The organism is Alicycliphilus denitrificans K601, from assembly GCF_000204645.1.
GTDB classification, from domain to species: domain Bacteria; phylum Pseudomonadota; class Gammaproteobacteria; order Burkholderiales; family Burkholderiaceae_C; genus Alicycliphilus; species Alicycliphilus denitrificans.
In genome coordinates, this window is sequence record NC_015422.1 from 3521612 (window position 1) to 3547187 (window position 25576).

Annotated in this window: 21 protein-coding genes and 2 pseudogenes; 16 read left to right on the forward strand and 7 right to left on the reverse strand. The window is 62.5% G+C overall.

Annotated features, from left to right (window positions below; genetic code table 11):
* Window positions 1-228: 228 nt before the first annotated feature.
* The gene (locus ALIDE2_RS16770) at window positions 229-1491 is read right to left on the reverse strand and encodes a hypothetical protein (protein ID WP_013722696.1); all 1263 of its coding nucleotides are present in this window, start codon (window positions 1489-1491) and stop codon (window positions 229-231) included.
* Between the two features lie 427 nt (window positions 1492-1918).
* On the opposite strand from ALIDE2_RS16770, the gene fliE reads away from it, so the two are divergent.
* Window positions 1919-2227, forward strand: coding sequence for a flagellar hook-basal body complex protein FliE (gene fliE / locus ALIDE2_RS16775; RefSeq protein ID WP_013722697.1), 309 nt, complete (start codon window positions 1919-1921; stop codon window positions 2225-2227).
* Between the two features lie 99 nt (window positions 2228-2326).
* Here fliE and ALIDE2_RS16780 read toward each other — a convergent pair whose 3' ends face one another.
* The 4 genes and pseudogenes from ALIDE2_RS16780 to ALIDE2_RS25645 form a co-directional block, all read right to left on the reverse strand.
* The gene (locus ALIDE2_RS16780; protein ID WP_013722698.1) at window positions 2327-2617 is read right to left on the reverse strand and encodes a hypothetical protein; all 291 of its coding nucleotides are present in this window, start codon (window positions 2615-2617) and stop codon (window positions 2327-2329) included.
* Window positions 2618-2700: 83 nt separating this feature from the next.
* A pseudogene (locus tag ALIDE2_RS25790) lies at window positions 2701-3000 on the reverse strand (DDE-type integrase/transposase/recombinase); the annotation flags it as partial.
* Window positions 3001-3006: 6 nt separating this feature from the next.
* Window positions 3007-6138 carry an efflux RND transporter permease subunit gene (locus ALIDE2_RS16790; RefSeq protein ID WP_013722699.1) on the reverse strand — a complete coding sequence of 1044 codons (3132 nt, stop codon included), beginning with the start codon at window positions 6136-6138 and terminating at the stop codon, window positions 3007-3009.
* Window positions 6139-6153: 15 nt separating this feature from the next.
* Window positions 6154-6498 carry a copper-binding protein gene (locus tag ALIDE2_RS25645; RefSeq protein WP_476489883.1) on the reverse strand — a complete coding sequence of 115 codons (345 nt, stop codon included), beginning with the start codon at window positions 6496-6498 and terminating at the stop codon, window positions 6154-6156.
* A gap of 32 nt (window positions 6499-6530) precedes the next feature.
* On the opposite strand from ALIDE2_RS25645, the pseudogene ALIDE2_RS16795 reads away from it, so the two are divergent.
* From ALIDE2_RS16795 to ALIDE2_RS16810, 3 genes and pseudogenes are all read left to right on the forward strand, one after another.
* Window positions 6531-6785, forward strand: a pseudogene (locus ALIDE2_RS16795) (ATP-binding protein); the annotation flags it as partial.
* Window positions 6786-6826: 41 nt separating this feature from the next.
* Window positions 6827-7977 (forward strand): IS3 family transposase gene (locus ALIDE2_RS16805; RefSeq protein WP_085945350.1). Its coding sequence is split into 2 segments (ribosomal slippage): window positions 6827-7073 and window positions 7073-7977, totalling 1152 coding nucleotides; the frame shifts between segments, so codons are not numbered across the junction.
* A 174-nt stretch (window positions 7978-8151) separates the two neighbouring features.
* Window positions 8152-8505, forward strand: coding sequence for a DUF4148 domain-containing protein (locus ALIDE2_RS16810; protein WP_013722702.1), 354 nt, complete (start codon window positions 8152-8154; stop codon window positions 8503-8505).
* A 121-nt stretch (window positions 8506-8626) separates the two neighbouring features.
* Here ALIDE2_RS16810 and ALIDE2_RS25055 read toward each other — a convergent pair whose 3' ends face one another.
* Entirely contained in the window at window positions 8627-8830 is a 204-nt protein-coding gene (locus tag ALIDE2_RS25055; protein WP_148215375.1) for a hypothetical protein, read from the reverse strand.
* Between the two features lie 311 nt (window positions 8831-9141).
* Between ALIDE2_RS25055 and ALIDE2_RS16815 the strand changes: the two genes are divergently transcribed.
* From ALIDE2_RS16815 to ALIDE2_RS16865, 11 genes are all read left to right on the forward strand, one after another.
* Window positions 9142-9807 carry an ArsR/SmtB family transcription factor gene (locus tag ALIDE2_RS16815; protein ID WP_013722703.1) on the forward strand — a complete coding sequence of 222 codons (666 nt, stop codon included), beginning with the start codon at window positions 9142-9144 and terminating at the stop codon, window positions 9805-9807.
* Between the two features lie 26 nt (window positions 9808-9833).
* Window positions 9834-10385 carry a class I SAM-dependent methyltransferase gene (locus tag ALIDE2_RS16820; RefSeq protein WP_238526530.1) on the forward strand — a complete coding sequence of 184 codons (552 nt, stop codon included), beginning with the start codon at window positions 9834-9836 and terminating at the stop codon, window positions 10383-10385.
* Window positions 10386-10407: 22 nt separating this feature from the next.
* Window positions 10408-10764 (forward strand): DsrE/DsrF/TusD sulfur relay family protein, encoded by a 357-nt coding sequence (locus tag ALIDE2_RS16825; RefSeq protein ID WP_013722705.1) that lies wholly within the window; start codon window positions 10408-10410, stop codon window positions 10762-10764.
* A 25-nt stretch (window positions 10765-10789) separates the two neighbouring features.
* Window positions 10790-11449 (forward strand): class I SAM-dependent methyltransferase, encoded by a 660-nt coding sequence (locus ALIDE2_RS16830; RefSeq protein ID WP_013722706.1) that lies wholly within the window; start codon window positions 10790-10792, stop codon window positions 11447-11449.
* A 1004-nt stretch (window positions 11450-12453) separates the two neighbouring features.
* Window positions 12454-13647, forward strand: a complete 1194-nt coding sequence (locus tag ALIDE2_RS16835) for a TolC family protein (RefSeq protein ID WP_238530041.1) — start codon at window positions 12454-12456, stop codon at window positions 13645-13647.
* A gap of 3 nt (window positions 13648-13650) precedes the next feature.
* Window positions 13651-15252, forward strand: a complete 1602-nt coding sequence (locus ALIDE2_RS16840; RefSeq protein ID WP_013722708.1) for an efflux RND transporter periplasmic adaptor subunit — start codon at window positions 13651-13653, stop codon at window positions 15250-15252.
* A gap of 10 nt (window positions 15253-15262) precedes the next feature.
* Window positions 15263-15604 (forward strand): P-II family nitrogen regulator, encoded by a 342-nt coding sequence (locus tag ALIDE2_RS16845; RefSeq protein WP_013722709.1) that lies wholly within the window; start codon window positions 15263-15265, stop codon window positions 15602-15604.
* A gap of 23 nt (window positions 15605-15627) precedes the next feature.
* Window positions 15628-18813 carry an efflux RND transporter permease subunit gene (locus ALIDE2_RS16850; RefSeq protein WP_013722710.1) on the forward strand — a complete coding sequence of 1062 codons (3186 nt, stop codon included), beginning with the start codon at window positions 15628-15630 and terminating at the stop codon, window positions 18811-18813.
* Between the two features lie 74 nt (window positions 18814-18887).
* Window positions 18888-21395 carry a heavy metal translocating P-type ATPase gene (locus ALIDE2_RS16855; protein WP_013722711.1) on the forward strand — a complete coding sequence of 836 codons (2508 nt, stop codon included), beginning with the start codon at window positions 18888-18890 and terminating at the stop codon, window positions 21393-21395.
* Between the two features lie 121 nt (window positions 21396-21516).
* Window positions 21517-22203: a heavy metal response regulator transcription factor gene (locus ALIDE2_RS16860; protein WP_013722712.1), complete on the forward strand. Its 687-nt coding sequence runs from the start codon at window positions 21517-21519 to the stop codon at window positions 22201-22203.
* Window positions 22200-23573: a heavy metal sensor histidine kinase gene (locus tag ALIDE2_RS16865; protein ID WP_013722713.1), complete on the forward strand. Its 1374-nt coding sequence runs from the start codon at window positions 22200-22202 to the stop codon at window positions 23571-23573. Before ALIDE2_RS16860 ends, ALIDE2_RS16865 begins: the two co-directional genes overlap by 4 nt.
* A gap of 193 nt (window positions 23574-23766) precedes the next feature.
* On the opposite strand, the gene ALIDE2_RS16870 is transcribed toward ALIDE2_RS16865, so the two are convergent.
* Window positions 23767-24813: a DMT family transporter gene (locus ALIDE2_RS16870; protein WP_013722714.1), complete on the reverse strand. Its 1047-nt coding sequence runs from the start codon at window positions 24811-24813 to the stop codon at window positions 23767-23769.
* Between the two features lie 284 nt (window positions 24814-25097).
* On the opposite strand from ALIDE2_RS16870, the gene ALIDE2_RS16875 reads away from it, so the two are divergent.
* Window positions 25098-25451, forward strand: coding sequence for a DUF4148 domain-containing protein (locus tag ALIDE2_RS16875; protein ID WP_013722715.1), 354 nt, complete (start codon window positions 25098-25100; stop codon window positions 25449-25451).
* Window positions 25452-25576 lie beyond the last annotated feature (125 nt).

Below are 25576 nucleotides of genomic sequence, written 5' to 3' on the forward strand. Positions count from 1 at the left end.
CCCGCAGCAGATGTTCAGCCACGTCCAAGCAATCGGCGGACAGTGCCCTACGGTAAAGGCTCAGCAAGTCTTGCTCTAACCTGCCCCGGACTTCGACATTGGATAGCATGGCGGTATCCTTCAGCGCGGCGGCTTCAGCGTCGCGCGTCAACGATAAAACCTTCCCACGTGGCAAGGTCAAGCGCTGGCTCAAGGCAGGACCGCAGCAAAAGCTCCCCTGGCGCCGCATCAAAGCACGGTTGAGACTTCGAGCAAGGGCTTTATGCCGGCCCCAAACCGCTGGATCGCCTGGCGATGGTCCTTGAGTTCGCCATACGGCAGGTAGCGGATGCCGAGGTCGGCGACCCGGGAAAATGCCGGGCGGCGCAGCTGCTGGGCGACTTCCTGGCGGCGCTCGTCCGGCGCGACCAGAAACAGCGTACTTTCCGAGCCCATGTCGCCGTCCAGCGCCAGGTCGAGCATGCGCACGATGCCCGAGTAGATCGTGGTCGAATGCTCCACCTCGAAGGCCGCCTTGACGCGCCGGGAGGCCGGGTCGAGCCAGACCACGTCGATCAGGCGTACCGCATCCGCGGCCCCGTTGATCTGCGGCGGCAACTGGTCAAGGCAGCCATCGTAAAGCCGTCCTGCGCCATAACTGCGGTTGCGGTCATTGGCCGCCACCCAGACGTCGAAGCCCAGTGCCTTGCCCAGATCACGCAGCCAGCCCTGGACCTCGGTATGCGTCGTGTCCCCTTCCCTTTGCGCGAGCCATTGCTTGTGCGCCGAGGCGCTCTCTTCCCGAACACGCTGCAGGTCGATTTCCCAAGCGGCGTGGGACGCCTGGTCGTCCTCGCGCGGAGGCGCCGCGTAGCGGCCGCTGCCGACGTCGAACAGCAGGCCCGCGATGGCGCCCAGGTCGTTCGACAACCGCGTGCGATGCTCGCCATTGAGTCGGAGCACCCCTTCGCGCATCGTCAAGTAATGGTCCCATCGCCCCAGCTTGACATGGCTGCCGGTCAACGCGTTGTAGCCCTTGACTATCGCCGTGTTGAAGGGCACGACCCAAGTGGGGTGAATGAAATAGAGCAGGTTGGCCGCAGCCGGCCCCAAGCCCTTGATCTGTATAGCATCAATGCGGCGAATGGCCTCGACGACCCCTTCGGCCGTGTCACAGCAGTCACAGCTCGTCAGCAGATGCGCGAAGGCTTTCTGGTTGGCCGGGTTCTCGTAGATGTCAGGGATGCGCAACTTGGGCTTCCAGAGAAAGGCGTGGTCCGCGCCCTTGAAGATCTGGCGCTGCTCCGCAATGGAGCCGACAACCGTCTCTAGCGTCGAGCCCCGGTAGGCGTTGCCGAACGTTCCCGCTTCGATCTCGCGCGCCACCTGGGCCAGGCCGCGGCGGATCGATCGGAAATTCTTCAACCGCTGGTCCCAGAGAAACCATGAGTTGTATGTGCTGTGCGGATCGGATTTCCACCGGTCGATCAGGACGGCGAGGTGTTCGTGCATGACTGGGGCTGGGCCTTGGAGGAATCTTGAGGAAGACTAGCAGTCTATCCACCCCGCAGCACCCCAATCGCGCTGCATCGAGAACCGGCGCCAGGTCGGTCAGAACCACGCGTCCATGAGCCGCTTGGGCTCGGGTATCAAGCCATTGCTGGAGATTTCACAGCGGATGTAAGTCGTCTGCCTTGACATGCCTTCTTTCACGCTCATGGGGTTGTTGCTGCGCTCACACTCCGAGGACCGACCTGGGTGGTGATGTCAGCGAGATTAAGTTTTTGTAATCCATAGCCATGCATTTGGAGGGCCGATGCCCCAGTCTGAAGGCTTACGGACAAGCGGGCTGGACTTACTATTTCTCGTACCGGCTCCTGACCTCGATCTTCCGAAAAGGGTTGTTCATCACCCTCTTCGGTTGGACAACGGATATAACATGAACGTAACCACAAACCCGCTCGAAGCACTACGGCCCGTCACCCAGGCGGGCAAATTGGCGTCCAAAACACCCAGTGTGCAGGACGGCGGTTTTTTGGACGCGATGAAGCAGGCGCTCTCGACCACGAGCAAACTACAAGCGGAGTCTGGCCGCCTGAGTCGAGAGGTTACTCTTGAGAATCCAACGGTGGGCCTTGAAGAAACGATGCTCGCTGGTGTCAAGTCGAATATCGCATTCCAGGCCACGCTCCAAAGTCGAAACCGAATAGTTCAGGCCTATACCGATGTGATGAACATGCAGGTTTGAAATTTCACCATCCACGTTGGGCAGATTGATGTCACCAAATCAGCAACTCACGTTGCCGGTGCGCTTTTCAGGGCCGACCGAATAGGCGATTCCTCGGAGTCATTCCTTGCAGGCCTTCACCTCCGCCTCGAAGCGCTGCTTGCGCAGCTGGTTCAGGTAGGGCGTAGTCAGGGCCCGCGGACCATGGTCAAGCGGCAGGATCAAGGGCTGGGGCGGGCAGTCGCCACGGCCGGCTTTGGCGGCCTCGGCGGCCTCTCGCGTGCGCGTGGCCTCGGCCTCCTGCCCGGCCTTGCGCCCTTGCTCGATGGCCTGAAAGTCAGGGCCGGCCAGGACCGGTAAGGTGGCGCCCAGCATCAGCGCGCCGACGAGGGGGTAGATCAGCTTGTTCATGATGATTCCTTTGGTATGCGAAACAGGGGGCTTGAGCTGCGTGGGGGGAACAAAGTGCCTTGACGGCGGCCTCGTTGTGCGCCCTGCATGCTCCAGCCCACCACTTGGCGGCTGAACAGGTCGATGACCGCCGCCAAGTACACCCAACCTTCGTCGGTGGCGATGTAGGTGATGTCGCCATACCAGAGCTGGTCGGGTGCATCGGGATTGAAACGTCGTTGCACCAGGTCCGGGGCCACCGGCAGGCTGTGGCGGCTGTCCGTGGTCACCACGAATTTGCGCCGGGTCTTGGCCCGGATGCCGTGCTGCTGCATCAGGCGGCGCACACGTTCCCTGCCCACCCGGATGCCACGGGCGAGCAGTTTCTTGTGCATGCGAGGCCAATCGCATCAAGCTCGCCTTCTTCGAAGTTCAACTTGCTTGACGAGAGCGTAAAGCGCAGGGATCACGGCCAGTGTCAGTACGGTCGAGGAAATCATGCCACCGACCATCGGTGCGGCAATGCGACTCATCACTTCCGAGCCGGTGCCGGTCCCCCACATGATGGGCAGCAGGCCCGCCATGATGGCAACGACCGTCATCATCTTGGGACGAACCCGTTCGACGGCGCCCTCCATGACTGCCTCATAAAGGTCAGCAACTCCTGGCTCTTTCCCCTCAGTGCGGCGTTTCTCCTTGATCTCTTCCCAGGCGTGGTCCAGGTAGATCAGCATGACGACCCCGGTTTCAGCGGCCACCCCGGCCAGGGCGATGAAGCCCACCGCAACCGCGACGGAGAGGTTGTAGCCAAGCCACCACATCAGCCAGACTCCGCCGACCAGCGCGAACGGCACCGACAGCATGACGATCAGTGTCTCCGTCAGGCGCCGGAAATTCAGGTACAGCAGCAAGAAGATGAGCAACAACGTTACCGGCACAACGAGTTTCATCTTCTCGATAGCTCGTTCCATGGATTCAAACTGACCACTCCATGTGGCGTAGTAGCCTGGCGGGAATTTGACCTGCTCGTTCACTGCTTTGCGCGCCTCGGCGACGTAGCCTCCGATGTCACGATCTCGGATGTCCACAAAGATGTAGGCTGACAGCAATCCATTTTCGGTACGGATGCCCGGTGCGCCCTTGGCCACCTCCACGCGCGCGACCTGGCCCAGCGGCACCATGGCTCCATCCATGGTCGGCACCAGGACCTCGCGAGCGATCTGCTGGGGATCAGACCGCAGCTCGCGTGGGTAGCGAACCGTCACGCCAAAACGCTCTCGCCCCTCGACCGTGGTGGTCACCATGTCCCCGCCAAGCGCCGTACCGATGACGTCCTGCAGATCGCCCACCGCCAGACCGTAGCGTGCCAACTGAGTGCGGTCAGGCTCGATGTTGAGGTAGAAACCGCCTGTGATCCGCTCCGCGAATGCCGAGGTCGTGCCTGGAACCGCTTTCACCACGGTCTCGATCTCCCGCGCCAGGCGTTCCATCTCGTCCAGGTCCTTGCCAAAAACCTTGATTCCAATGGGCGTGCGGATGCCGGTGGACAGCATGTCGATGCGCGCCTTGATGGGCATGGTCCAGGCATTGGAGACTCCCGGAAATTGCAGTGCCTTGTCCATCTCGGCAATCAATTTGTCGGTGGTCATGCCAGATCGCCACGCTGACTCAGGCTTGAGATTGATGACCGTCTCGAACATTTCCGTCGGTGCGGGGTCGGTGGCCGTGTTGGCTCGCCCTGCCTTGCCGTAGACCGATTCCACCTCCGGAAAGCTCTTGATGATCTTGTTTTGCGTCTGCAGCAACTCGGCGGCTTTGGTGATCGACATGCCGGGCAGCGAAGCGGGCATGTAGAGCAAGGTGCCTTCATTGAGTGTCGGCATGAACTCCGACCCTAGCTTGCTGGCCGGATAGAACGACACCCCAAGCACGATCAGGGCAATAGCAATGGTCACTTTCTTCCAGCGCATCACAGCGGCAATGATGGGCCGGTAGGCCCAGATCAGGAACCGGTTCACCGGGTTACGTGACTCCGGCATGATGCGCCCGCGAATGAAAATCATCATGAGCACCGGCACCAGCGTCACCGACAGCAGTGCCGCGCCCGCCATCGAGAAGGTCTTGGTGAAGGCCAGCGGCGAGAACATGCGTCCTTCCTGTGATTCCAGCGTGAACACGGGCAGAAACGACACGGTGATGATGAGCAGCGAGAAGAACAGTGCCGGGCCGACCTCCTTGCAGGCCGTGAGCATGGCTTGCGCTCGCTGCTTGCCGTCGTGCTCGGGCGGGAGTCTCTCCAAGTGCTTATGGGCGTTCTCGATCATGACGATGGCCGCATCTACCATGGCCCCGATCGCAATGGCGATACCACCCAGACTCATCAGGTTGGAATTCATGCCCAGCATGCGCATCGCGATGAAGGAGATCAGCACCCCCACGGGCAACATCAAGATAGCCACGAGGGCTGATCGCATGTGCATCAGAAAGACCATGCAGACCAAGGCAACGATCACGCTTTCCTCCAGCAGCGTGCGCTTGAGCGTATCGATGGCTCGATGAATCAGGTCGGAGCGGTCGTACACCGCCTCGATGGTCACGCCCTCGGGCAGGCCGGTCGAAACCTCGGCGATCTTCTCCTTCAGGTTATGGATGACCTCCAGGGCGTTCTGGCCATAGCGGGCCATGGCGATGCCCGAGACCACCTCGCCCTCCCCATTGAGCTCGGTAAGACCACGCCTTTCGTCGGGAGCGATTTCGACGCGGGCAATATCTCGAATCAATACGGGCGTGCCCTTCTCGGCCTTGACGACCAGATTTTCAATGTCCGCAACACCGCGCAAATAGCCTTTGCCGCGCACCATGTATTCCGTCTCGGCCATCTCCACGACGCGGCCTCCGACGTCACGATTGGAATCGCGAATAACCTGCGACACCTTGGCCAACGGAATGCCGTAGGCCCGCAGTTTTACCGGATCGACGGTGACCTGGTAGGTTTGGACAAAGCCACCAATGGATGCCACCTCGGCCACGCCATGTGCCTTGGTCAACTGATAGCGCAGATACCAATCCTGCAATGTGCGCAACTCGGCCAGCGTCTTGTCCTTGGCAAGCAACGCGTACTGGTAGACCCAACCCACGCCGGTGGCGTCAGGGCCGATTTGCGGCGTGACACCCTTGGGCATTCGGCTGGAAGCGAAGTTGAGGTATTCCAGCACGCGCGAACGTGCCCAATAGATGTCTGTGCCATCCTCAAAGATGATGTAAACGAAGGACGCTCCAAAGTACGAAAAACCTCGCACCACTTTGGACTTGGGCACCGACAGCATGGATGTGGTCAACGGATAGGTGACCTGGTCCTCGACCACCTGGGGCGCTTGTCCAGGGTATTCGGTGTAGACGATGACCTGCACGTCGGACAAGTCCGGCAGCGCGTCCAGCGGTGTTCGCAGTACCGCGAACACCCCCCCGGCAATGACAAAAAGCGTAGCAAGCAGAACCAGAAAACGGTTGTTCCCCGACCAGTCAATGATCTTCGCGAGCATGGTGTTCCCTGACGGTCAGTTATGGCCGGTGTGCGCATTGGCAGCCGCGCTGCCCACGGGTTTCACGGAGGTGATCACCCATTCGCCCTGTCCACGCTCAACAAACTCGAAGGCGACCAATGCGCCAGGCTTGATGCCCTCCAGCAGCCCGTTGTTGGAGACCCTGAACTCCATAGACATCGCGGGCCATTTGAGGGTAGGTATGGAGCCATGGGCAATAGTGACCGTGCCGGCCTTGGCATCAAACTCCTCCACCTTGCCTTCACCCTGATGTCCGACGGAGGCAGCAGGCTTAATCAGATCCGGGGTGCCTTGTGCGCCCGGCTTAGTTCCATGTGAGGAGTGCCCAAAGCCCCCCACGGCCGCCTTGAGGTTGCTTTCTGCATCGATCCACGGTGGTGTCCGTGGTGAACACGGGCTCCGAGATCGACCCCAAGATGCTGCCGCGGCTGTTCGACCGCTTCTACCGGGCCGATCCCGCCAGGGCGCATCCCGACTCCGAGGGCAGCGGGCTGGGACTGGCCATCACCCGTGCCATTGCCGAAGCCCACGGCGGCTGCGTCACCGTCACCTCATCCCATGGGCGTACATGCTTTGCCCTGGTGTTTCCGCATCACGCGACCCATGAATCGCCCCGGGTTTTCTAGACACCTCTGAGCCTCAAACCTGAGGCCCAATAGGAGGTGCCATGAGCAAGCAGAGATACCCCGAAGAATTCAAGATCGAAGCGGTCAAGCAGATCACCGAACGAGGCCACAAGGTGGCCGACGTGTCGGCCAGGCTTGGCGTCAGCCAGCACAGTCTGTATCAATGGATCAAAGTCAAGCAGATGTCGCCTGACCAGCGCCAAGCGCAGTGCTCGCAAGCCGACGAGATGCGCCGCCTGAAGGCCGAGCTCAAGCGTGTGACCGAGGAGCGCGACATCTTAAAAAAGGCCGCAGCGTACTTTGCCAAGCAGTCCGGGTGAAGTACGCATTTATCGAGCGGCATGAACACGAGCACAGCGTGCGCCGCATGTGCAAGATCATGACGGTGCACCCCAGCGGCTACTACGCCTGGAAGGCCGATCCGGTGAGCCCACGCGCCCAGGACGATCAACGGGTGCTGGGCCTGCTCAAGCACGCGTGGTTGGAGAGCGGCGGCGTGTACGGCTACCGCAAGCTCACCCTGGACATGCGCGATCTAGGCGAGTCCTGCGGCAAGCACCGCGTGGCCCGATTGCTCAAACTCGAAGGACTGCGCTCGCAGACCGGCTACCGCCGTCGCCCTGGCATGCGTGGTGGCAAGCCCGCGGTCGTCGCGCCCAACCACCTGCAGCGCCAGTTCTCCGTGGCGCAGCCCAATCAATCCTGGGTGACCGACATCACCTACATCCGCACCCATGAGGGCTGGCTGTACCTGGCCGTGGTGGTCGATCTGTTCTCGCGTCAGGTGGTCGGCTGGTCAATGGGTAGCCGCATCGATACCGGGCTGGCGCTCGATGCGCTGGTGATGGCCTTGTGGCGTCGTCGACCCGAGCAGCCAGTCACAGTGCATTCGGATCAAGGCAGTCAATTCACTGGGCATGACTGGCAGGACTTCCTACGCGACCACAAGCTGATCTGCAGCATGAGCCGTCGCGGCAACTGCCACGACAACGCCGTGGCCGAGAGCTTCTTCCAGTTGCTCAAGCGCGAACGCATCCGCCGCCAGATCTATCCGACCCGCGATGACGCGAGAGCCGATGTCTTCAACTACATCGAGATGTTCTACAACCCTAAGCGCCGCCATGGCACTGCCGGAGATACTTCGCCGGTAGAGTTCGAGAGACGCCATTCCCAACGGCTCAAAAGTGTCTAGGGAATCCGGGGCGATTCACCACGCCTGACGCTGGCCGCAACGAAAGCTGTCGGAGTTGTCATCCGGCTGTCTCGGTTTTGTTGGACAGGGGTTTCTACCATGAGCTCATCTCCTCAGCGCTGCACCAAAGCGCCGGAGATGTAAACCTCAGAGACTCCAAAAAGGAAATTGATCATGACTCAACGTCGCCTCTCCCTCTCCGCCGTGATCGCAAGCGTGGCCACCGTGGCGGCCTTCGGCCTGCCGGGAATGGCATCGGCGGAATACATGCACCCGGCCAACAACCAAGCTGGCGTGGTCGTTCACAACGAACATTTCAAGAGCGAAAAAACCCGCGAGCAAGTCAGGGCGGAAACCGAAGCTGCGATGCGGCAAGGCCCTTTGTCTTATGGCGAAAGCAACTTCCCGCGAGGCGCAAAAGCAGCGCCGTCGATGTCGAGCAAGACCCGCCAACAGGTGATCGACGAGATGCGCAATGAAACGCCCGCGCAACGCGAGGCACGGCAACTGCTGTACCCGGCCGGCTAAACGGAAAGCCAGCCCAACGGTATCGTTGGGCGCCCTCTCACCTAGCATGACTCCCCCATCGCCGCGCACAGACGCGGCGATTTGCTAACCTGCTGTTGACTCGCAAGCGGCTGTGAATGACCTAGACGACGAGCGCAAACACCAATACCAGCGGCAAGGCAATGAATTCCGGGGCAGACGGCGATGGAGCGTTGCCCGGGGCCGAACTCGCTTGTCGCGCTCCCGCCAGTGCCGAGCGTAAATCAGGTTTGCGTTCAAGCCATGCTGCCGTATCGGTGATGGCGCCGCTGGCCCGGGTGATGCACCCAAGTTTCTCACGCGTCATGACCGTTCCTCGGACACAGTGTCCGATGTCCATTCCTTTCTTGAGTGCGCTTGCCTGCCGAAGAATAGTTTCGGCGAACCTCTTCGGGAAGATCGTGACAAGCGGCAACGCTTGTCGCAACTGCTGCGCCCGTTGAGTGCGCCCCAATGTCTTTCTCAATGCGAGAGCCCTGTAAGTGCAGGTGACGGCATCACGAGGTAGTGCAGATGGATCCTGACATTTCGTGCAGTCATTCGCCTACTGAAAAAGACTCTGATGGCTGGGTTTAGCTCAAGATCGACTAACAATCCAATAATCATTAGAATGATTGCATGAAAAGCCGATTATTGAAAGACATGCTCTACGAACAGGTCGCCCGCATCGGCAAGTCGCTGGCCAGCCCAAAGCGACTGGAGTTGGTCGAACTGTTGGCGCAAGGCGAGAAGAGCGTCGAGACACTGGCGGCCCAGGCCGACCTGGACATGCGGCTGGCCAGCGCGCATCTCAAGGCGCTGCGCGAAGCCCGGTTGGTCGTGACCCGGCGGGAAGGCAAATACATCTACTACCGGCTCAGTGGCCCGGATGTGTCACAGCTTTGGGTGGCGATGCGGGAAACCGCCGAGGAGCACCTGCTGGAGTTGCGCCTGGCCTTGGAGCAGATGACCTCGCAGCCTGACACACTGGTTTCGGAAAGCCGGGAGAGCCTGCTGGAGAAGGCACGGCAAGGCGAAATCGTCGTGATCGACGTGCGTCCCGTCAGCGAGTTCAATGCCGGACATCTGCCTCATGCCCGCTCGCTGCCGTTGGACGAACTGGAAAGGCGGCTGGCTGAGCTGCCCATGGACCGTGCCATCGTCGCCTACTGTCGCGGACCGTTCTGCCTCATGTCCGATGAGGCGGTGGTCTTGCTGGCGGCCAAGGGCTATCGAATACGAAAAATTCGCGATGGGGTCAGTGAATGGCAGGCGGCAGGGTTTCCTGTGGAGCAGGGAGCGTGAGGAACATGAAGGGACGTGAAAGTGGCATGCCCGAGGAAACCTACTGGGCGAGCTTTTTCGACACCGAGGTCGCGGTTGAAAGGCTGTTGGGGCCAAGGGTCGATGGGAATGTAATCGAGTTCGGCAGCGGATATGGCTCGTTTACCGTACCAGCCGCCCGGCGCACGACGGGGCAAGTTACCGCGCTGGACATCGAGCCCGAAATGGTCGACTGCGTGCGGCAGAAGGCACTGGCCGGCCATCTCGACAACATCAAGGCGCAAGTGAGGGACTTTGTCGCAGATGGAGCCGAAGTGGCGACCGGTTCGCAGGCACACGCCATGATTTTCAACTTGCTGCACCTGGAGCAGCCGGTGGAACTGTTGCGCGAGGCGCGCCGGACCATGAAGGAGGGAGGCGTGCTATCGGTGATCCACTGGCGCAGCGACATCCCCACCCCGCGCGGCCCTTCCCTGTCGATCCGTCCGTCGCCCGAGCAGTGCCGGGACTGGATGGCCCAGGCCGGCTTCACCGCCATTGAAGCGGTGGACCTGCAAGGCTGCTGTCCGTATCACTTTGGCCTGCTGGCCAGGCGCTGAGCCAACACCCTAAGGAGCTGGCATGAAAACCCTGATCATTTTCAACCGCGAACCCTATGACAATACCGATGTCACCTGGAACGGCCTGCGCTTGGCAGACAAGCTGCTGGAGGCCGGCAGCGAGGTCAGACTGTTCCTGATGAACGACGCGGTGGATATGGCACGCGACGTGTGTCGTCCGCCAGAGGGCTACGACCAGGATCTCTCGAAAATGCTCAAGGACCTAATCGCGAAAGGCGTGCCTGTCAAGGTCTGCGGGACTTGCATGTCACGCTGCGGAATCTACAAGAATCATCCGTATTTCGACGGGGCGGAGCAATCCACCATGTCCGCCCTGGCCCAATGGGTCATCGAGTGCGACAAAGTGATCACCTTTTGAAAGCGTCGGCGGGCGCCGTGACGCCTTGAACCCGACAGAATACGACGCCTGGTACGACAGCCCGCGAGGGCGCTGGATTGGCCAGGCCGAGTACCGCCTGATGTGGAGCGGGTTGGGCTGTCCGGCTGCAGGGCAGTTGCTTGATGTCGGCTGTGGGACGGGCTGGTTTACCCGACGACTGGCGGCACAGTCCAGACTGCAGGTGACCGGCATCGATCTCGATGCGGAGTCACTGGCATTCGCGCGCAGTCAAGATCCCGTTTCAACTTACCGGCAGGCCGATGCGCTTGCCTTGCCCTTTGTCGACGCCAGCTTTGATCATGTGGTGTCGATGGCGGCACTGTGCTTTACCGCCGATTGGCGGCAGGCTGTTTCTGAAATGGTCCGGGTCACGCGTCAACGCTTTGCGATTGGCTTGCTGAACCGGCACAGTCTGCTATGGATCGACAAGGGGCGCCTCGGAGGCAGTGGAGCCTATCGCGGTGCGCTCTGGCTGTCGCCGGCGGAGTTTCGCCAGGCTTTCAGCGGGCTGTCGGTTGCCAACCTTTGTTTGCAAAGCGCGGTGTATTTCCCGTCGGGGAGATGGCCGGCCCGCCTCATGGAGCAGCTGATCCCTGGTGGCTTGCCGCTGGGCGGGTTCATGGTTGTGAGCGGGAGCAAGACAGTGCGCGCAGGCCATGCCTAGACGCCGGTTGCCAACAACCGATCCCGTGCTCTAGGTGTTTCAAACTTGTAGATGCCAACTCTAGCCATGTACGGTAGACAGCCCCGACTGTGATCGGCGCGATGCCAAAGGCAAACCGCATGCCAGCGGCATCCATCTTGAGGACCGAAAAGTAGGCCACCGCAAAAGGAATCAGCGTTCCCAAGTCGCCAAAGGCGCCGACCCATTCAGCCAAGTCGAACCGATTACGTGCATAGTTTTTCTCTTCATCTACAGGTTAAATCGTGAGGTCTTCGCGATTCAAGATGACAGCTTTGTCATCTTTCGGTTGCCACTACGTTCCTTTGGCGCGGCTAGAATTCGACTCAGTTCGTGATCCCGGCCACACGCGAATTGCCTACTTGGCCAAGCCGCAAATAATCTGGCATTAGCCGATAGACTGAAATTCATGCGCCGCTGGCTCATTGTCCTTGTTGCCCTGGTGATTGCGGCCCAGTTCTCCTGGGCCGTCGAGGCCACCACGACCGGCATTGACGAACTGCATAGCGCGGGCGCAGAGGTGGCACTTGCGACGTCACCATCGTCCGCGACAGATGGGTCTGACGTCGCGCAGGCCCAGGGCAACGACACGGCTCATATTTGCGACGCCAGTCATTGCCATTGCTTCCACGGTTACGCCGCAGCGGTTTCGCCGGTGCGCTGCGTCTTGGAGGCAGCACCGCCCAGTGCTCCGTGCGGAGTGCTTGCCGGTATCGGTGAGTCGCATATCCCCCCACGCCTAGAACGCCCCAATTGGCGCCGCGCCTGAGCGGCGCGCTGTCTGCAATTCGCTGACCCCGTCCGGTAGCCCGCTCCTCAGAGCGGGAAGATGCCGCGCCGAACCACACCTTGTTGTTCCCACAACCCTGGAGAGTTCGATGCAAAGCCGTCTTCGAGGCTACTGTGTACCGCTATTGCTGGCGGTAATTTGTTCCCCCTATTCATGGGCACTTGCCCAAGGCAACTCTGTCGCACCAGCCCAGGCGGTGGCGCCGAGCATTGCCGCCATCCCCGCCCTGACGCTTGGCGATGCCCTGCGGTTGGCCCTGGCGCACAACACGGAGCTCGCGAGCGCGCGCCTCGAAGTGCAGGCGATGGAGGCCGCCGAGATACAGGCGGGTGCCCGGCCCAACCCCGAGCTCGGCGTGCTGGTCGAAGACACGCGCAGCGCCACCCGTACGACGACGGTGCAATGGACCCAGCCGATCGAGCTGGGAGGCAAGCGCAGCGCCCGCCTCACCGCCGCGGCACGTGCCCGCGAACAGGCGCTGGTGGCGCTGCAGGCCAAGCAGGCCGGGTTGCAGGCGACCGTGACCAGTGCCTTTTTCGAATTGCTGGGCGCCCAGGAGCAGGTGGTCCTGATGCAGGCCTCGCTGGGCTTGGCGCACAACGCCAGCACCATTGCCAGCAAGCGCCTGCAGGCCGGCAAGGTGCCGCCGCTGGAACTGGCGAAGGCGCAGGTGGCCGAGGCCGGCGTGCGCGCCGAACTGATCCAGTCACAGAGCGAGCTGCAGTTGGCCAGACAACGCCTGTCCGCCTTCTGGGGGCAAACAGCCCCCAACTTTGAGCGGGCCGAGGGCAATGCCGATGCACTACCCGCCATCCCCTCGGACCGCGAGGTGGGTGAGCGCATGGCCCAGGCGGCGGTACTGAGGGTGGCGCAACTCGATGTGGCACGACGCCAGGCGCTGACCGGCATCGAGCAGGCCAAGCGCATTCCCAATCCGACCGTCACTCTGGGGGCGAAGCGGGCCGCGGAACTGGGGCGCACACAGCTCGTCGTCGGCATATCCGTCCCGCTACCCATACTGGACAGCAACCAAGGCAATTTGCTCGAAGCCCTGCGGCGCGAAGACCAGGCGCGGGAGACCGTGACGACAGTCCGTCTGCAGCTGCAAACCGAGGTGTCCGCGGCCTTGGAGAAACTGCGCCTGACGCGCCAGCAGGTGCAACTGCTGCGCGGCGAGGTGCTGACCACCGCGCAGGCGGCCTATGACGCAGCCGTCAAGGGCTACGCATTGGGCAAGTTCGCCTTCCTCGACGTGCTGGATGCCCAGCGCACCCTGTTCCAGCTGCGCCAGCAGGTGCTGCGCAGCACGGCCGACGCCTACCGCGCCGCCGCCGACATCGATCGCCTGCTCGGTCAAGGCACCGGCGGGGTCGATCCACTCCAGGAGTAAACAATGACGAATTCAACGAAGAGCAAAAAATCGGCCATCGCCATTGCCGCAGTGCTGGTGGTGGGTGTGGCCTTGGGCATCACCATCCTGCGCAGTGGCAAGGTCAACCCCGGGGGTGACGAACATGGCCATGGCCATGCCGAGAGCGCGGCGCATGCCGATGCGGAACACCATGGCGAGAAGGCCGAGGACAAGCATGCGCATGAGGCCGGGCATGATGACGAGGAGCACCACGAGGATGCAGGCCAAGGCACTGCCCCCGCCAAGGGGCCGCATGGCGGCAAGCTGTTCGTGCAGGACGGCTTTGGGCTCGAGCTGACCATTTTCGAGACGGGTGCGGAACCGGAATTCCGTGTCTATCTGTTCAAGGATGGCAAGCCCGTGGCCCCAGGCCAGGCCCAGGTCGCCGTGACCCTGGAGCGCCTGGGCCGCCCGCCGGAGCAGTTCAGCTTCACCCCGCAGCAGGACTACCTCAAGGGCTCGGCCACCGTCGAGGAGCCGCACTCGTTCAATGCCGCGATCAAAGCGCAGGCCGGCACCCAGACCTACGAGTTCAAGTTCGAACAGGTAGAGGGCCGTGTTCAGATGACGGACGAGCAGCTCCAGCGCAACGGCGTGGAGCTGGGCGACGCGGGCCCGGCGCGCATCCGCAGCAGCCTGCAATTGCTGGGCGAGGTGAAGCTGAACCAGGATCGCAGCGTTTTCGTCACCCCGCGCCTGGCGGGCATCGTCGAGTCTGTACGCGCCAATGCCGGCGACCCGGTGCGCCGCGGGCAGGTGCTGGCCGTGATTTCGAGTCAGGCGCTGGCCGACCAGCGCAGTGAGCTGCTGGCCGCACAGAAGCGCCTGAATCTGGCCCGAACAACCTATGAGCGCGAAAAGAAACTCTGGGAAGACAAGATCTCCGCAGAGCAAGATTACTTGACTGCACGCCAGCTCTATCAAGAGGCCGAGATCGCCACCGAAAGCGCGCGCCAGAAGCTGGCCAGCCTGGGGGCCGGCGCCACCGAGTCCACCCAGGGCCTGACGCGCTACGAAGTACGCGCGCCGATCGACGGGGTCATCACCGACAAGAAAATCAGCGTCGGCGAGGTGCTCAAGGAGGACGGCACCGTATTCCAGCTGGCCGATCTATCCACGGTGTGGGTTGAGCTGATCGTCCCGGCCAAGGATGTGGGGCGGATCAAGGTGGGCGACCAGGCCCGGGTCAAATCCGCGGCACTGGAGGGCGAGGCGAGTGCAAAGGTGTCCTATGTGGGCGCGCTGATCGGCGAGCAGAGCCGCAATGCCACCGCACGCCTGGTGCTGGGCAATGCCAAGGGCCAATGGCGCCCGGGGTTGCCGGTGTCCGTCGATCTGACGTCGGACGAAGTCACCGTGCCGGTGGCGGTGGCCGCAGATGCGGTGCAGACACTGGGTACAGGGCCGGTGGTGTTCGGCCGCTACGGCCAGCAGTTCGAGGCGCGACCGCTGGAGCTCGGGCGCAGCGACGGGCGTTTCACCGAGGTCGTCAAAGGCCTGTCGGCAGGCGAGCGCTACGCCGCCAAGAACAGCTTTCTGATCAAGGCCGAGCTTGGCAAGGCCGGTGCGAGCCACGACCACTGAGGAGTCAGCAATGAAGCAGATTACCGCCATCCTGCAGCCGCACCGACTGGAAAAAGTCGAAGACGCCTTGCACCGCCTGCCCCATTTTCCGGGCTTCACGATTTTTCAGGGACGAGGTCATCCACGCGGCCGTGGGCACAGCCACGCCTACCTGGCCGATGAATGGGAGCCCAGCCACCATCTACGCCTGATTCTGTGGATCTACTGCGACGATGAACAGGTCGATGCGATCGTGCAAACCATTGAGCAGGCGGCCCATACGGGACAGCCGGGCGACGGCCTGATTGCCGTGACCGAGGTCATCGACATCGTGCGCATCCGCAGCGGCGAGCATGGCCGCAAAGCCGTCTGAGGCAGCACAGCACAGGACAATCCATGTTTGAAAAAATTATCCGCTTTGCCATCGAGCAGCGCTGGCTGGTGCTGCTCGCCGTGCTGGGCATGGCCGCGCTGGGAGTTTTCAGTTACCAGCGCCTGCCCATCGATGCCGTGCCCGACATCACCAATGTACAGGTCCAAATCAATACACCGGCACCGGGGTACTCGCCCCTGGAATCCGAGCAGCGCGTGACCTTTCCGATCGAGACCGCGATGGCAGGCCTGCCCCACCTGGAGCAGACACGCTCGCTGTCACGCTACGGCCTGTCGCAGGTCACCGTGGTGTTCAAGGACGGCACCGACATCTACTTTGCCCGCCAGCTCGTCAACGAACGCATCCAGGAGGCCAAGGAGAAGCTTCCCGCGGGCCTGTCCCCCGCGCTCGGTCCGGTCGCCACGGGCCTGGGCGAAATCTATATGTGGACGGTGGAGACCAAGGAGGGCGCACTCAAGCCCGATGGCACGCCCTACACCCCGACCGACCTGCGCGAGATTCAGGACTGGATCATCAAACCCCAGCTGCGCAACGTTCCGGGGGTGACAGAGATCAACACGATTGGCGGCTACGCCAAGGAATACCAGGTCGCACCCTCCCCCGACAAACTGGTGGCCTATGGCCTGAGCATGGCCGATCTGGTGCAGGCGCTGGAGCGCAACAACGCCAATGTGGGCGCCGGCTACATCGAACGCCGTGGCGAGCAGTACCTGATCCGCGCACCCGGCCAGGTGGCCGGCATCGAAGACATCGCCAACATCGTCGTGAGCCAAGCACAAGGGGCACCGATTCGCGTGCGTGACATTGCGGAGGTAGGTATTGGCAAGGAGCTGCGCACTGGCGCCGCCACGGAGAACGGTCGTGAGGTCGTGCTGGGCACGGTTTTCATGCTGATGGGCGAGAACAGCCGCACCGTGTCGCAGGCCGTGGATAAGCGCCTGCAGGAGGTCAACAAGACCCTTCCCCCGGGCGTGATCGCCCAGACGGTCTATGACCGCACGATCCTGATCGACAAGGCCATCGCCACGGTCAAAAAGAACCTGACCGAGGGCGCGCTCCTGGTCGTGGCAATCCTGTTCCTGTTTCTCGGCAACATCCGCGCTGCCGTGATCACGGCGGCCGTGATCCCGCTGGCCATGCTGTTCACCTTCACCGGCATGGTGAGCAACAAGGTCAGCGCCAACTTGATGAGCCTGGGAGCGCTGGACTTCGGCATCATCATCGACGGCGCGGTAGTGATCGTCGAGAACTGCGTGCGGCGCCTGGCCCACGCGCAGGCGGCTGCGGGCAGGCCCCTGACCCGCCAGGAGCGTTTTCATGAGGTCTTCGCCGCCGCCCGCGAGGCGCGCAGGCCACTGGTCTACGGGCAACTGATCATCATGGTGGTCTACCTGCCGATCTTTGCCCTCAGTGGCGTCGAGGGCAAGATGTTCCACCCGATGGCCTTCACGGTGGTGGCTGCCCTGGTCGGCGCGATGATCCTCTCCGTCACCTTTATCCCCGCCGCCGTCGCGCTGCTGATCGGCAAGCATGTGGGCGAGAAGGAAAACCGCCTGATGCTGGCGGCCAAGAAGGGCTATGCGCCGATGCTGGACTGGGCGCTCGTAAATCGCCCACTGGTGGTGACGATTGCAACGGTGTCCGTCGCGTTGAGCGGGCTGCTGGCCTCGCGCATGGGCAGTGAGTTCATCCCCAGCCTCAGCGAGGGTGATGTCGCACTGCATGCCTTGCGCATCCCCGGCACAAGCCTGAGCCAGGCGATCGAGATGCAGTTCGAGCTGGAACGGGTGATCAAGAAGTTTCCGGAGGTGGACAAGGTGTTCGCCAAGCTGGGCACCGCCGAGATTGCCACCGATCCGATGCCGCCGAACGTGGCCGACACATTCCTGATGCTCAAGCCGCGCACCGAGTGGCCCGACCCCAAGCGCAGCGCCGAATCGCTGGTGGCGGCCCTGCAACAGGCCGTGAACAAGGTGCCGGGCAACAACTACGAGTTCACGCAGCCCATACAGATGCGCTTCAACGAGCTGATATCGGGGGTGCGCAGCGACGTGGCCGTCAAGGTTTTTGGTGATGACATGGCCGTGATGGAGAACACGGCCGAACAGATCTCGCAGGTCCTCGAAGCTATTCCCGGGGCTGCGGACGTGAAGGTCGAACAGACCACCGGGCTGCCCATGCTGACGATGCAGATCGACCGCACCAAGCTGGCGCGGCTGGGGCTGAGCCTGGATGACGTGCAAAGTACGGCAGCGACCGCCATTGGCGGCCGGGAAGCGGGTGCGCTGTTCCAGGGCGACCGCCGTTTCGACATTCTGGTGCGTCTGCCGGAATCGCAACGCAACGATATCGAGGCGCTCAAGCGCCTGCCGATCCGCCTGCCCAGCGCTGGCGGTTCGCCCGCCTATGTGAGGCTGGGCGAAGTGGCGAGCTTCGAGATAGCGCCCGGCCCCAACCAGATCAGCCGCGAGAACGGCAAACGCCGCGTCGTCGTCACCGCCAACGTGCGCGGCCGCGACATCGGCTCCTTTGTGGCCGAGGCGCATGAGCAGCTGCAGCAGAAGGTCGAGATCCCCAGCGGCTACTGGACCGCCTGGGGCGGCACCTTCGAGCAGCTGCAGTCCGCCAGCCAGCGCCTGCAGATCGTCGTGCCCATCGCCTTGCTGATGGTGTTCATGCTGCTGTTTGCGATGTTCAACAACGTCAAGGATGGGTTGCTGGTGTTCACCGGCGTGCCCTTCGCATTGACCGGAGGCATCGTGGCGCTGTGGCTGCGCGACATACCACTGTCTATCTCGGCAGGGGTGGGCTTCATCGCATTGTCCGGCGTGGCGGTATTGAATGGCCTGGTAATGATTTCTTTCATCCGATCGCTCCGGGAGGAAGGGTTGGGCTTGGACGAGGCAGTGCGTGAAGGCGCACTGACGCGCCTGCGGCCGGTGTTGATGACGGCTCTCGTGGCTTCTCTGGGCTTCGTGCCGATGGCCCTGGCGACCGGCACCGGCGCCGAGGTACAGCGCCCGCTGGCCACGGTCGTCATCGGCGGCATCATGTCGTCGACGGCGCTGACGCTCCTGGTGCTGCCTGTGCTCTATCGCTGGGCGCATGCATGGCGCGGGCGGACGCAGGACGCTTCCGTCACCGGTGGATCATCTGCCACCGGTGTGCCGGCCCTCTCGGAAGACTGAGCTCGCTGGGCGGCACTTGGTTATGCCAGGTGTCGCCTACCGCCTATATCCCCTCATGACCCGCCATCTTCATCATGACCACCAAATTCCGCCTGGACATTCCCCTTGTGTTGCCACAGATAGACGCCGCCGAGGACGTCTGCGTCAAGCGCCTGGTCGAGGATCTGCAGGGCCGCGAGGGTATCGATGCGGTGCATGTGCGCACCGAGAAGGCCGGGGCTTCGGCCCAGCTGTGCGTTCACTACGACCCGCAGGCGCTGCCACTGGCGCGCATCCGCGAGATCGTTGAGGCGGCCGGCGCGCGTATTACCGAGCGTTTCGGGCACGCGCTGTGGCAGGTTGACGGCATCGGCCATGCGCGCCGGGCCCGCACGGTGGCCGAGCAGCTGCGAGGCCTGCCCGGTGTGCTGGAGGCTGAGGCCAGCGCTGCGGGACAGGTGCATGTGGACTTCGACCGCCAGCTGACTTCGGATCAATCCATCCTCGCCGCTCTGGCCGATTGGGGCGTATGGCCGCAGGCGGATTCCGCGCCCGCAGAGGAAGTGCACGGCCACGGCGAGTCGGGACACCGGCATGCGCCCGGTGAGCCGGACGGCCATGGGCACGCCCATGGCGGCCTGCTCGGTCCCAATACCGAGATGATTTTTGCGCTGAGCTGTGGCGCGCTGCTGGGCCTGGGCGTGCTGATAGAGAAGCTGGTGCCGGGGGCGCCCGGCTGGCTGCCCTGGGCCTGCTTTGTCCTGGCCTACGGCTTCGGTGGATTTTTTACGCTGCGCGAGGCGTTCGACAACCTCCGGCTCAGGCGTTTTGAAATCGACACCTTGATGCTGGTGGCGGCGGCCGGCGCCGCGGCCCTGGGCTCATGGGCAGAGGGTGCGCTGCTGCTGTTCCTGTTCAGCCTTGGCCATGCGCTGGAACACTATGCAATGGGCCGCGCCAAGCGCGCCATCGAGGCCCTCGCGGAGCTGGCGCCGGACACCGCGACGGTGCGGCGCGACGGCCTGACGCGTGAGATTGCCGTGGAGGAGTTGCGCGTCGGGGATATCGTGCTGGTGCGGCCGAACGAACGCCTGTCGGCCGACGGCTTCATCGTGCAGGGCAGCTCGGCGATCAACCAGGCACCGGTGACCGGCGAGAGTATCCCGGTTGACAAGCGCCCGGTGGAGGATGCGGCGTTGGCGCGCGTTCGGCCGGATGGCGTGGAGTCTGCCGCGCGCGTGTTCGCCGGCACCATCAACGGCGCGGGAAGCCTGGAAATCGAGGTGACGCGCCGCTCTACCGACTCCGCGCTGGCGCGGGTGGTCAAGATGGTCAGCGAGGCCGAGACGCGGCAGTCGCCAACCCAGCGTTTCACCGACAAGTTCGAACGCATCTTTGTGCCAGCGGTGCTGGGTCTGACATTTCTGTTGCTGTTCGCCTGGGTGGCGATTGACGAACCGTTTCGCGACAGCTTCTACCGCGCGATGGCCGTGCTGGTGGCGGCCAGCCCTTGCGCTCTGGCCATCGCCACGCCCAGCGCGGTGCTGTCGGGCATTGCCCGGGCAGCGCGCGGCGGCGTGTTGATCAAGGGCGGTGCGCCGCTGGAGGAGCTGGGCTCACTCGACGCCATGGCCTTCGACAAGACCGGAACGCTGACCGAGGGGCGTCCGCGCATCACCGATGTGGTGGCGGTGGACGGCGCAAGCGAGGAGGAACTGCTGACCGTGGCGGTGGCCGTTGAGTCGCTCAGCGATCACCCATTGGCAGCCGCGATTGCGCGCGACGGGCGCGAGCGCCTGGCGGGCCGGACGGAACCGGTCGCTGATGGCTTGCAGAACCTGATAGGCCGCGGCGTCACCGCCAGGCTGGCGGGTGAGACGGTGTGGATAGGCAAGGCCGAGATGTTCGGCGTCGAGGATGTGCCAGCCCTGGGCGCCACCGCCCAGGCCGCTGTCGCGGGCCTGCGCGAGCGCGGCCGCACCACCATGGTGGTACGCCAGGGTGCGCGCGACCTGGGTGCGATCGGTCTGCTGGACACGCCGCGCGCCGGCGCGCGCGAGGCGCTGCAGGCACTGCGCGAGCTGGGCATCAAACGCATGATCATGATTTCGGGCGACCACCAAAAGGTGGCAGACGCGGTGGCCGCTGAGGTCGGTCTCGACGAAGCCTGGGGCGACCTGATGCCCGAGGACAAGGTCGAGGCGATCCGCAAGCTGCGCCAAGAAACCAAGGTGGCGATGGTAGGTGATGGCGTCAACGATGCCCCCGCGATGGCCAACGCGACGGTCGGCATTGCCATGGGCGCCGCCGGATCGGACGTGGCGCTGGAAACGGCGGACGTGGCCTTGATGGCCGACGATCTGCGGCATCTGCCATTCGCGGTGGGCCTGAGTCGGCATACCCGCACGGTAATCCGCCAGAACGTGTTTGTCAGCCTGGGCATCGTGGCGGTATTGGTGCCCGCGACGATCATGGGCCTGGGCATCGGGGCCGCAGTGGCGGTGCATGAGGGCTCGACGCTGCTGGTCGTCTTCAACGCGCTGCGGCTGCTGGCCTACCGCGACACCACGGCGAACATGCCGCAGGGTCGGGGAGCCACATGACAGCCGCACCTTGACAGACCTTGTCCGCCAGGCGAGTGCGCATGGGCTGTGATTCACGGCGCGCTCCACCCCACATTGGGGACAGAATTTCGGATCGCCTCTTCAATATGGAACCCGACGCATGAAGTTGTTGATTGTTGAAGACGAGATCAAGCTGGCCGAATACCTGCGCAAGGGCCTGTCCGAGGAGGGCTATGTGGTGGAGGTGGCGCACAACGGTGTGGATGGTTTGCACTTGGCGATGGAAGGCGCATACGACCTGATCGTCCTGGATGGCATGTTGCCGGGCATAGACGGAATGGGGGTGCTGGCCGCACTGCGGCAATCCAGGCAAACACCCGTTTTAATGCTGACGGCGCGCATGCGTGTCGAAGACCGGGTGCGCGGCCTGAAGGCCGGGGCGGATGACTATTTGGTCAAACCCTTTGCATTTACCGAGCTGGTGGCGCGGATCGAGGTTCTGCTTAAACGCTCCCATCCGCTCCCTGCAAGTCACGAAGCACTTACGCTGGCAATAGACGATCTGCACATGGACCTGGTGCGGCGGCGTGTGGAACGGGCGGGCAAGCGTCTTAACCTGACAGCCAAGGAGTTTCAACTACTGTCTCTGCTATTGCGTAGGCAAGGTGAAGTGCTTTCACGTGCTGAAATCGCGGAGCAGGTTTGGGACGTCAATTTTGACCATGGCACCAACGTGATCGACGTCGCAATACGACGCCTGCGCGCCAAAATGGACACGCCGTTCGATCGGCCGTTGCTTCATACGGTGCGTGGCATGGGCTACGTGCTGGAGGCGCGAGCAAAATGACCCGGCATCCCATTCGCTCATTGGGGCGCCGGCTTTCGCTTTGGCTCGCACTGCAGAGCATGGTCGCCTTGGCGATGGTTTGCGTGGTTGTATACGTCACCACCCTTCTGGCCTTCGAGGCACGTCAGCGCAACGCGCTTGCAGACAAGGAGATGCAGATACGCCACCTGTTGTCCGACACTGTGGAGATGTCGGACGCAGAGGCATTGAGCCATAGGCTCGACGACTTTTTGATTGGCCACCAGGACATGAAGCTGACGCTGAGGCGCGCCGACGGCACACGGTTTTATGGCGCCATCGCAACTGTGCCGAATCATGCCGATGCGAATCTGCGCGTGCTGAAGTTTGCCGTGGCCGCGCCCACCGTCGATAGTGCGCCCCTGCATGCCGAACTCAGGCTGGATACGCGTGACGATCGACTCCTTCTGTCTCGTATTGGTTTGACGCTGCTGGCAGTGGCCCTGATTGGAGTGGCGGTGATATCGGCCAGTGGGTATGCCCTCGTAAAACGAGGACTACGGCCAGTGCGCGACCTGGTCGCGCAGACACGGCAGCTGGCTGCAGATACCTTGCACAAGAGGCTGGATGGATCGGCGCAACCCGAGGAGCTGGAGCCCCTGGTGGAGCAGTTCAATGCGCTGCTGGCGCGCCTTGAACGCGCCTACGACCAGATGGAAGGATTCAATGCGGATGTCGCGCACGAGCTTTGTACGCCGCTGGCCACCATGGTCAGTGGCACAGAGCTGGCTCTGCGCAAGGTCCGAAGTGCCGAAGAGCTGCAGGACGTTCTGGGTTCCAACTTGGAGGAATTGCACCGCATTACCGACATAGTGCAGGGCATGTTGTTTTTGTCCCAGGCCGATCGGGGTGCACTTGCACGCCGTGTACCAGTGTTCAGCATGGCCGCACTGACCCAAAAAATCACCGACTACCACGAGGGGGAACTGGCTGATGCGGATCTGCGCCTGGAAATTGTTGGCGATGCGCAAGGGGAGTTTGACGATGCGCTGTTGCAGCGTGCGATCTCCAACCTGCTGTCAAATGCGACACGGTATGCGCAGCCACAAACTACGGTTCGTGTAGAAATCCAGGAACTGGACGGTCGGGTGCGCCTGCAGGTCATCAATCTCGGTGGCACCATTGCTCCAGAACACCTTCCACGCCTTTTTGATCGCTTCTACCGAGCCGACCCATCTCGCAGCTACGCCGTCCGCAACCATGGGCTCGGCCTGGCCATCGTCGCGGCTATTGCGCGCATGCATGGCGGTGAACCACTGGCCGACTCGAAAGACGGTGTGACGACGATTGGTTTCAGCATGTTGAGCAATGGCAGGCGAGACGGTCCAATCAGTCAGGAAACAGTAACGTAAATAAGTGGGTGTGATGATCCATCTGTAGCCGACGAATTCCACGTTTGACCAACTCCCTATCAGTCGAATAGCTGGGCGGCCTGCAAAATGCTTTCAGTGCCTGACCATCATTTCATCGAACTTGGCCCGAGAACTGCGAATCTAGGGGCAATCTGCTGACGGAACCCAGGCGCCAGTCGACGTAACCATCTCGTCACCCATGCGGATGTCGATGGTGGATATCTGGAAAATGCGGATGGCTGTGGGTGACCGGCAGATGGCGGTGCCAGTGCTCGTGCGGTTCGCGCCCATCCCAATCAGGGCCATGCTCGTGCAGGTGGTGCTCGTCGTGTACGTGGCGATGGCTGTGCTCCAGCGGCTCGTGGGTGTGCTGGTGCTCGTGACGCTCTGTCAGGTGCAACCAGACGCCAAACGCCATCAGTGCGCACGCTGGCCAGAACAGTAGCGTTGGTGTTTCACCCAGAAAGACCAGCGCCGCCGCCGCCCCGACGAACGGAGCTGTGGAAAAATAGGCCCCTGTGCGCGCCGCACCCAGACCGCGCAGTGCCAGCACGAACAGCACCAGGCTGATGCCGTAGCCGAACCAGCCGACCACCATAGCCGAAGCCACGGTGCCCCAGGCAGGAAGCGCCGTCCCCATCGACAGTGCCACTGCGCAATTCACGAGCCCGGCAATCAGACCCTTGGCTCCGGCAACGAACAAGGCGTCCGTGGTCGAAACCTTGCGTGTCAGGTTGTTGTCGATGGCCCAGCACAGGCATGCCAACGCGATGGCCCCAGGGCCAAGCCAATTCCCGCTAGCTGCCACGCGTTGATCCGGCCAGGACAGGAGCACCCCGCCGACCACGATGACGGCCATGCCGACGACGATGCGACGATCGGCGTTCTCCTTAAACACCAACCAGGCCAGTACGGCGGTCAGGACGGATTCAAGGTTGAGCAGCAGCGAGGCGTCGGACGCTTTGGTGTGCACCAGACCGAACATCAGCGCGATCGGACCCAGGACGCCGCCGAAGAAGATCGCCCCCAGCAGCCAGGGCCACTGGCCGCGCTCAAGGCCCGAAGCCGCCCAACGCCGATCCCGCAGGAGCCGGATGACTGCCAGGCCGATGCCGCTGCCCAGATAAAGCAGCCCGCCCAGTAGCACCGGAGAAACCAGACCCACCAGCAGCTTGGCCAGCGGGGTGCTGGCGCCAAACAGGGCGGCAGCCAGCAGGGCGTGGAGGACACTGATGTTCATGGATGACCATATTGTGTGCATTATGGCTATATGCCACGGCCACTAATTGCAAGGCGACGCGCTACCCGTCGGCGACTGACCATCACATAGGCGTACATGATTTGCCCTGGTGTTTCCGCATCGCGCGATCCAGGCATGACGTATGTCGCAACGAAAGCTGTCGAAGATGTCATCCGGCTGTCTAGCTTTTGTTGGGTAGGGGTTTCTACCATGAACACATCTCCTCAGCGCTGTACCAAAGCGCTGGAGATGCAAACCTCAGAGACTCCAAAAGGAAATTGATCATGACTCAACGTCGCCTCTCCCTCTCCGCCGTGATCGCAAGCGTGGCCGCCGTCACAGCCTTCGGCCTGCCGGGAATGGCATCGGCGGAATATATGCACTCGGCCAACAACGAAACTGGCGTGGTCGTTCACCCGGAACACTTCAAGAGCGAAAAAACCCGCGAGCAGGTCAGGGCGGAAGCCGAAGCCGCGATGCGACAAGGCCGTCTGTCTTATGGCGAAAGCAACTACCCTGTAGGAGCAGAAGCCGCACCGGCGACGTCGAGCAAAACCCGCCAACAGGTGGTCGACGAGCTGCGCAATGAGAATGCCGCGCAACGTGAAGCACGGCGGCTGCTGTACACGGCCGGTTGATCGGACAACCCGCCCGACGATATCGTCGGGCGCCCCCATGGTCGCGCATGACACCCCATCGCCGCGCGCCGTCGCGGCGATTTGCTTTCTGAATCGCCTTTCGCTCAAGGACTTTCACGGTGCCA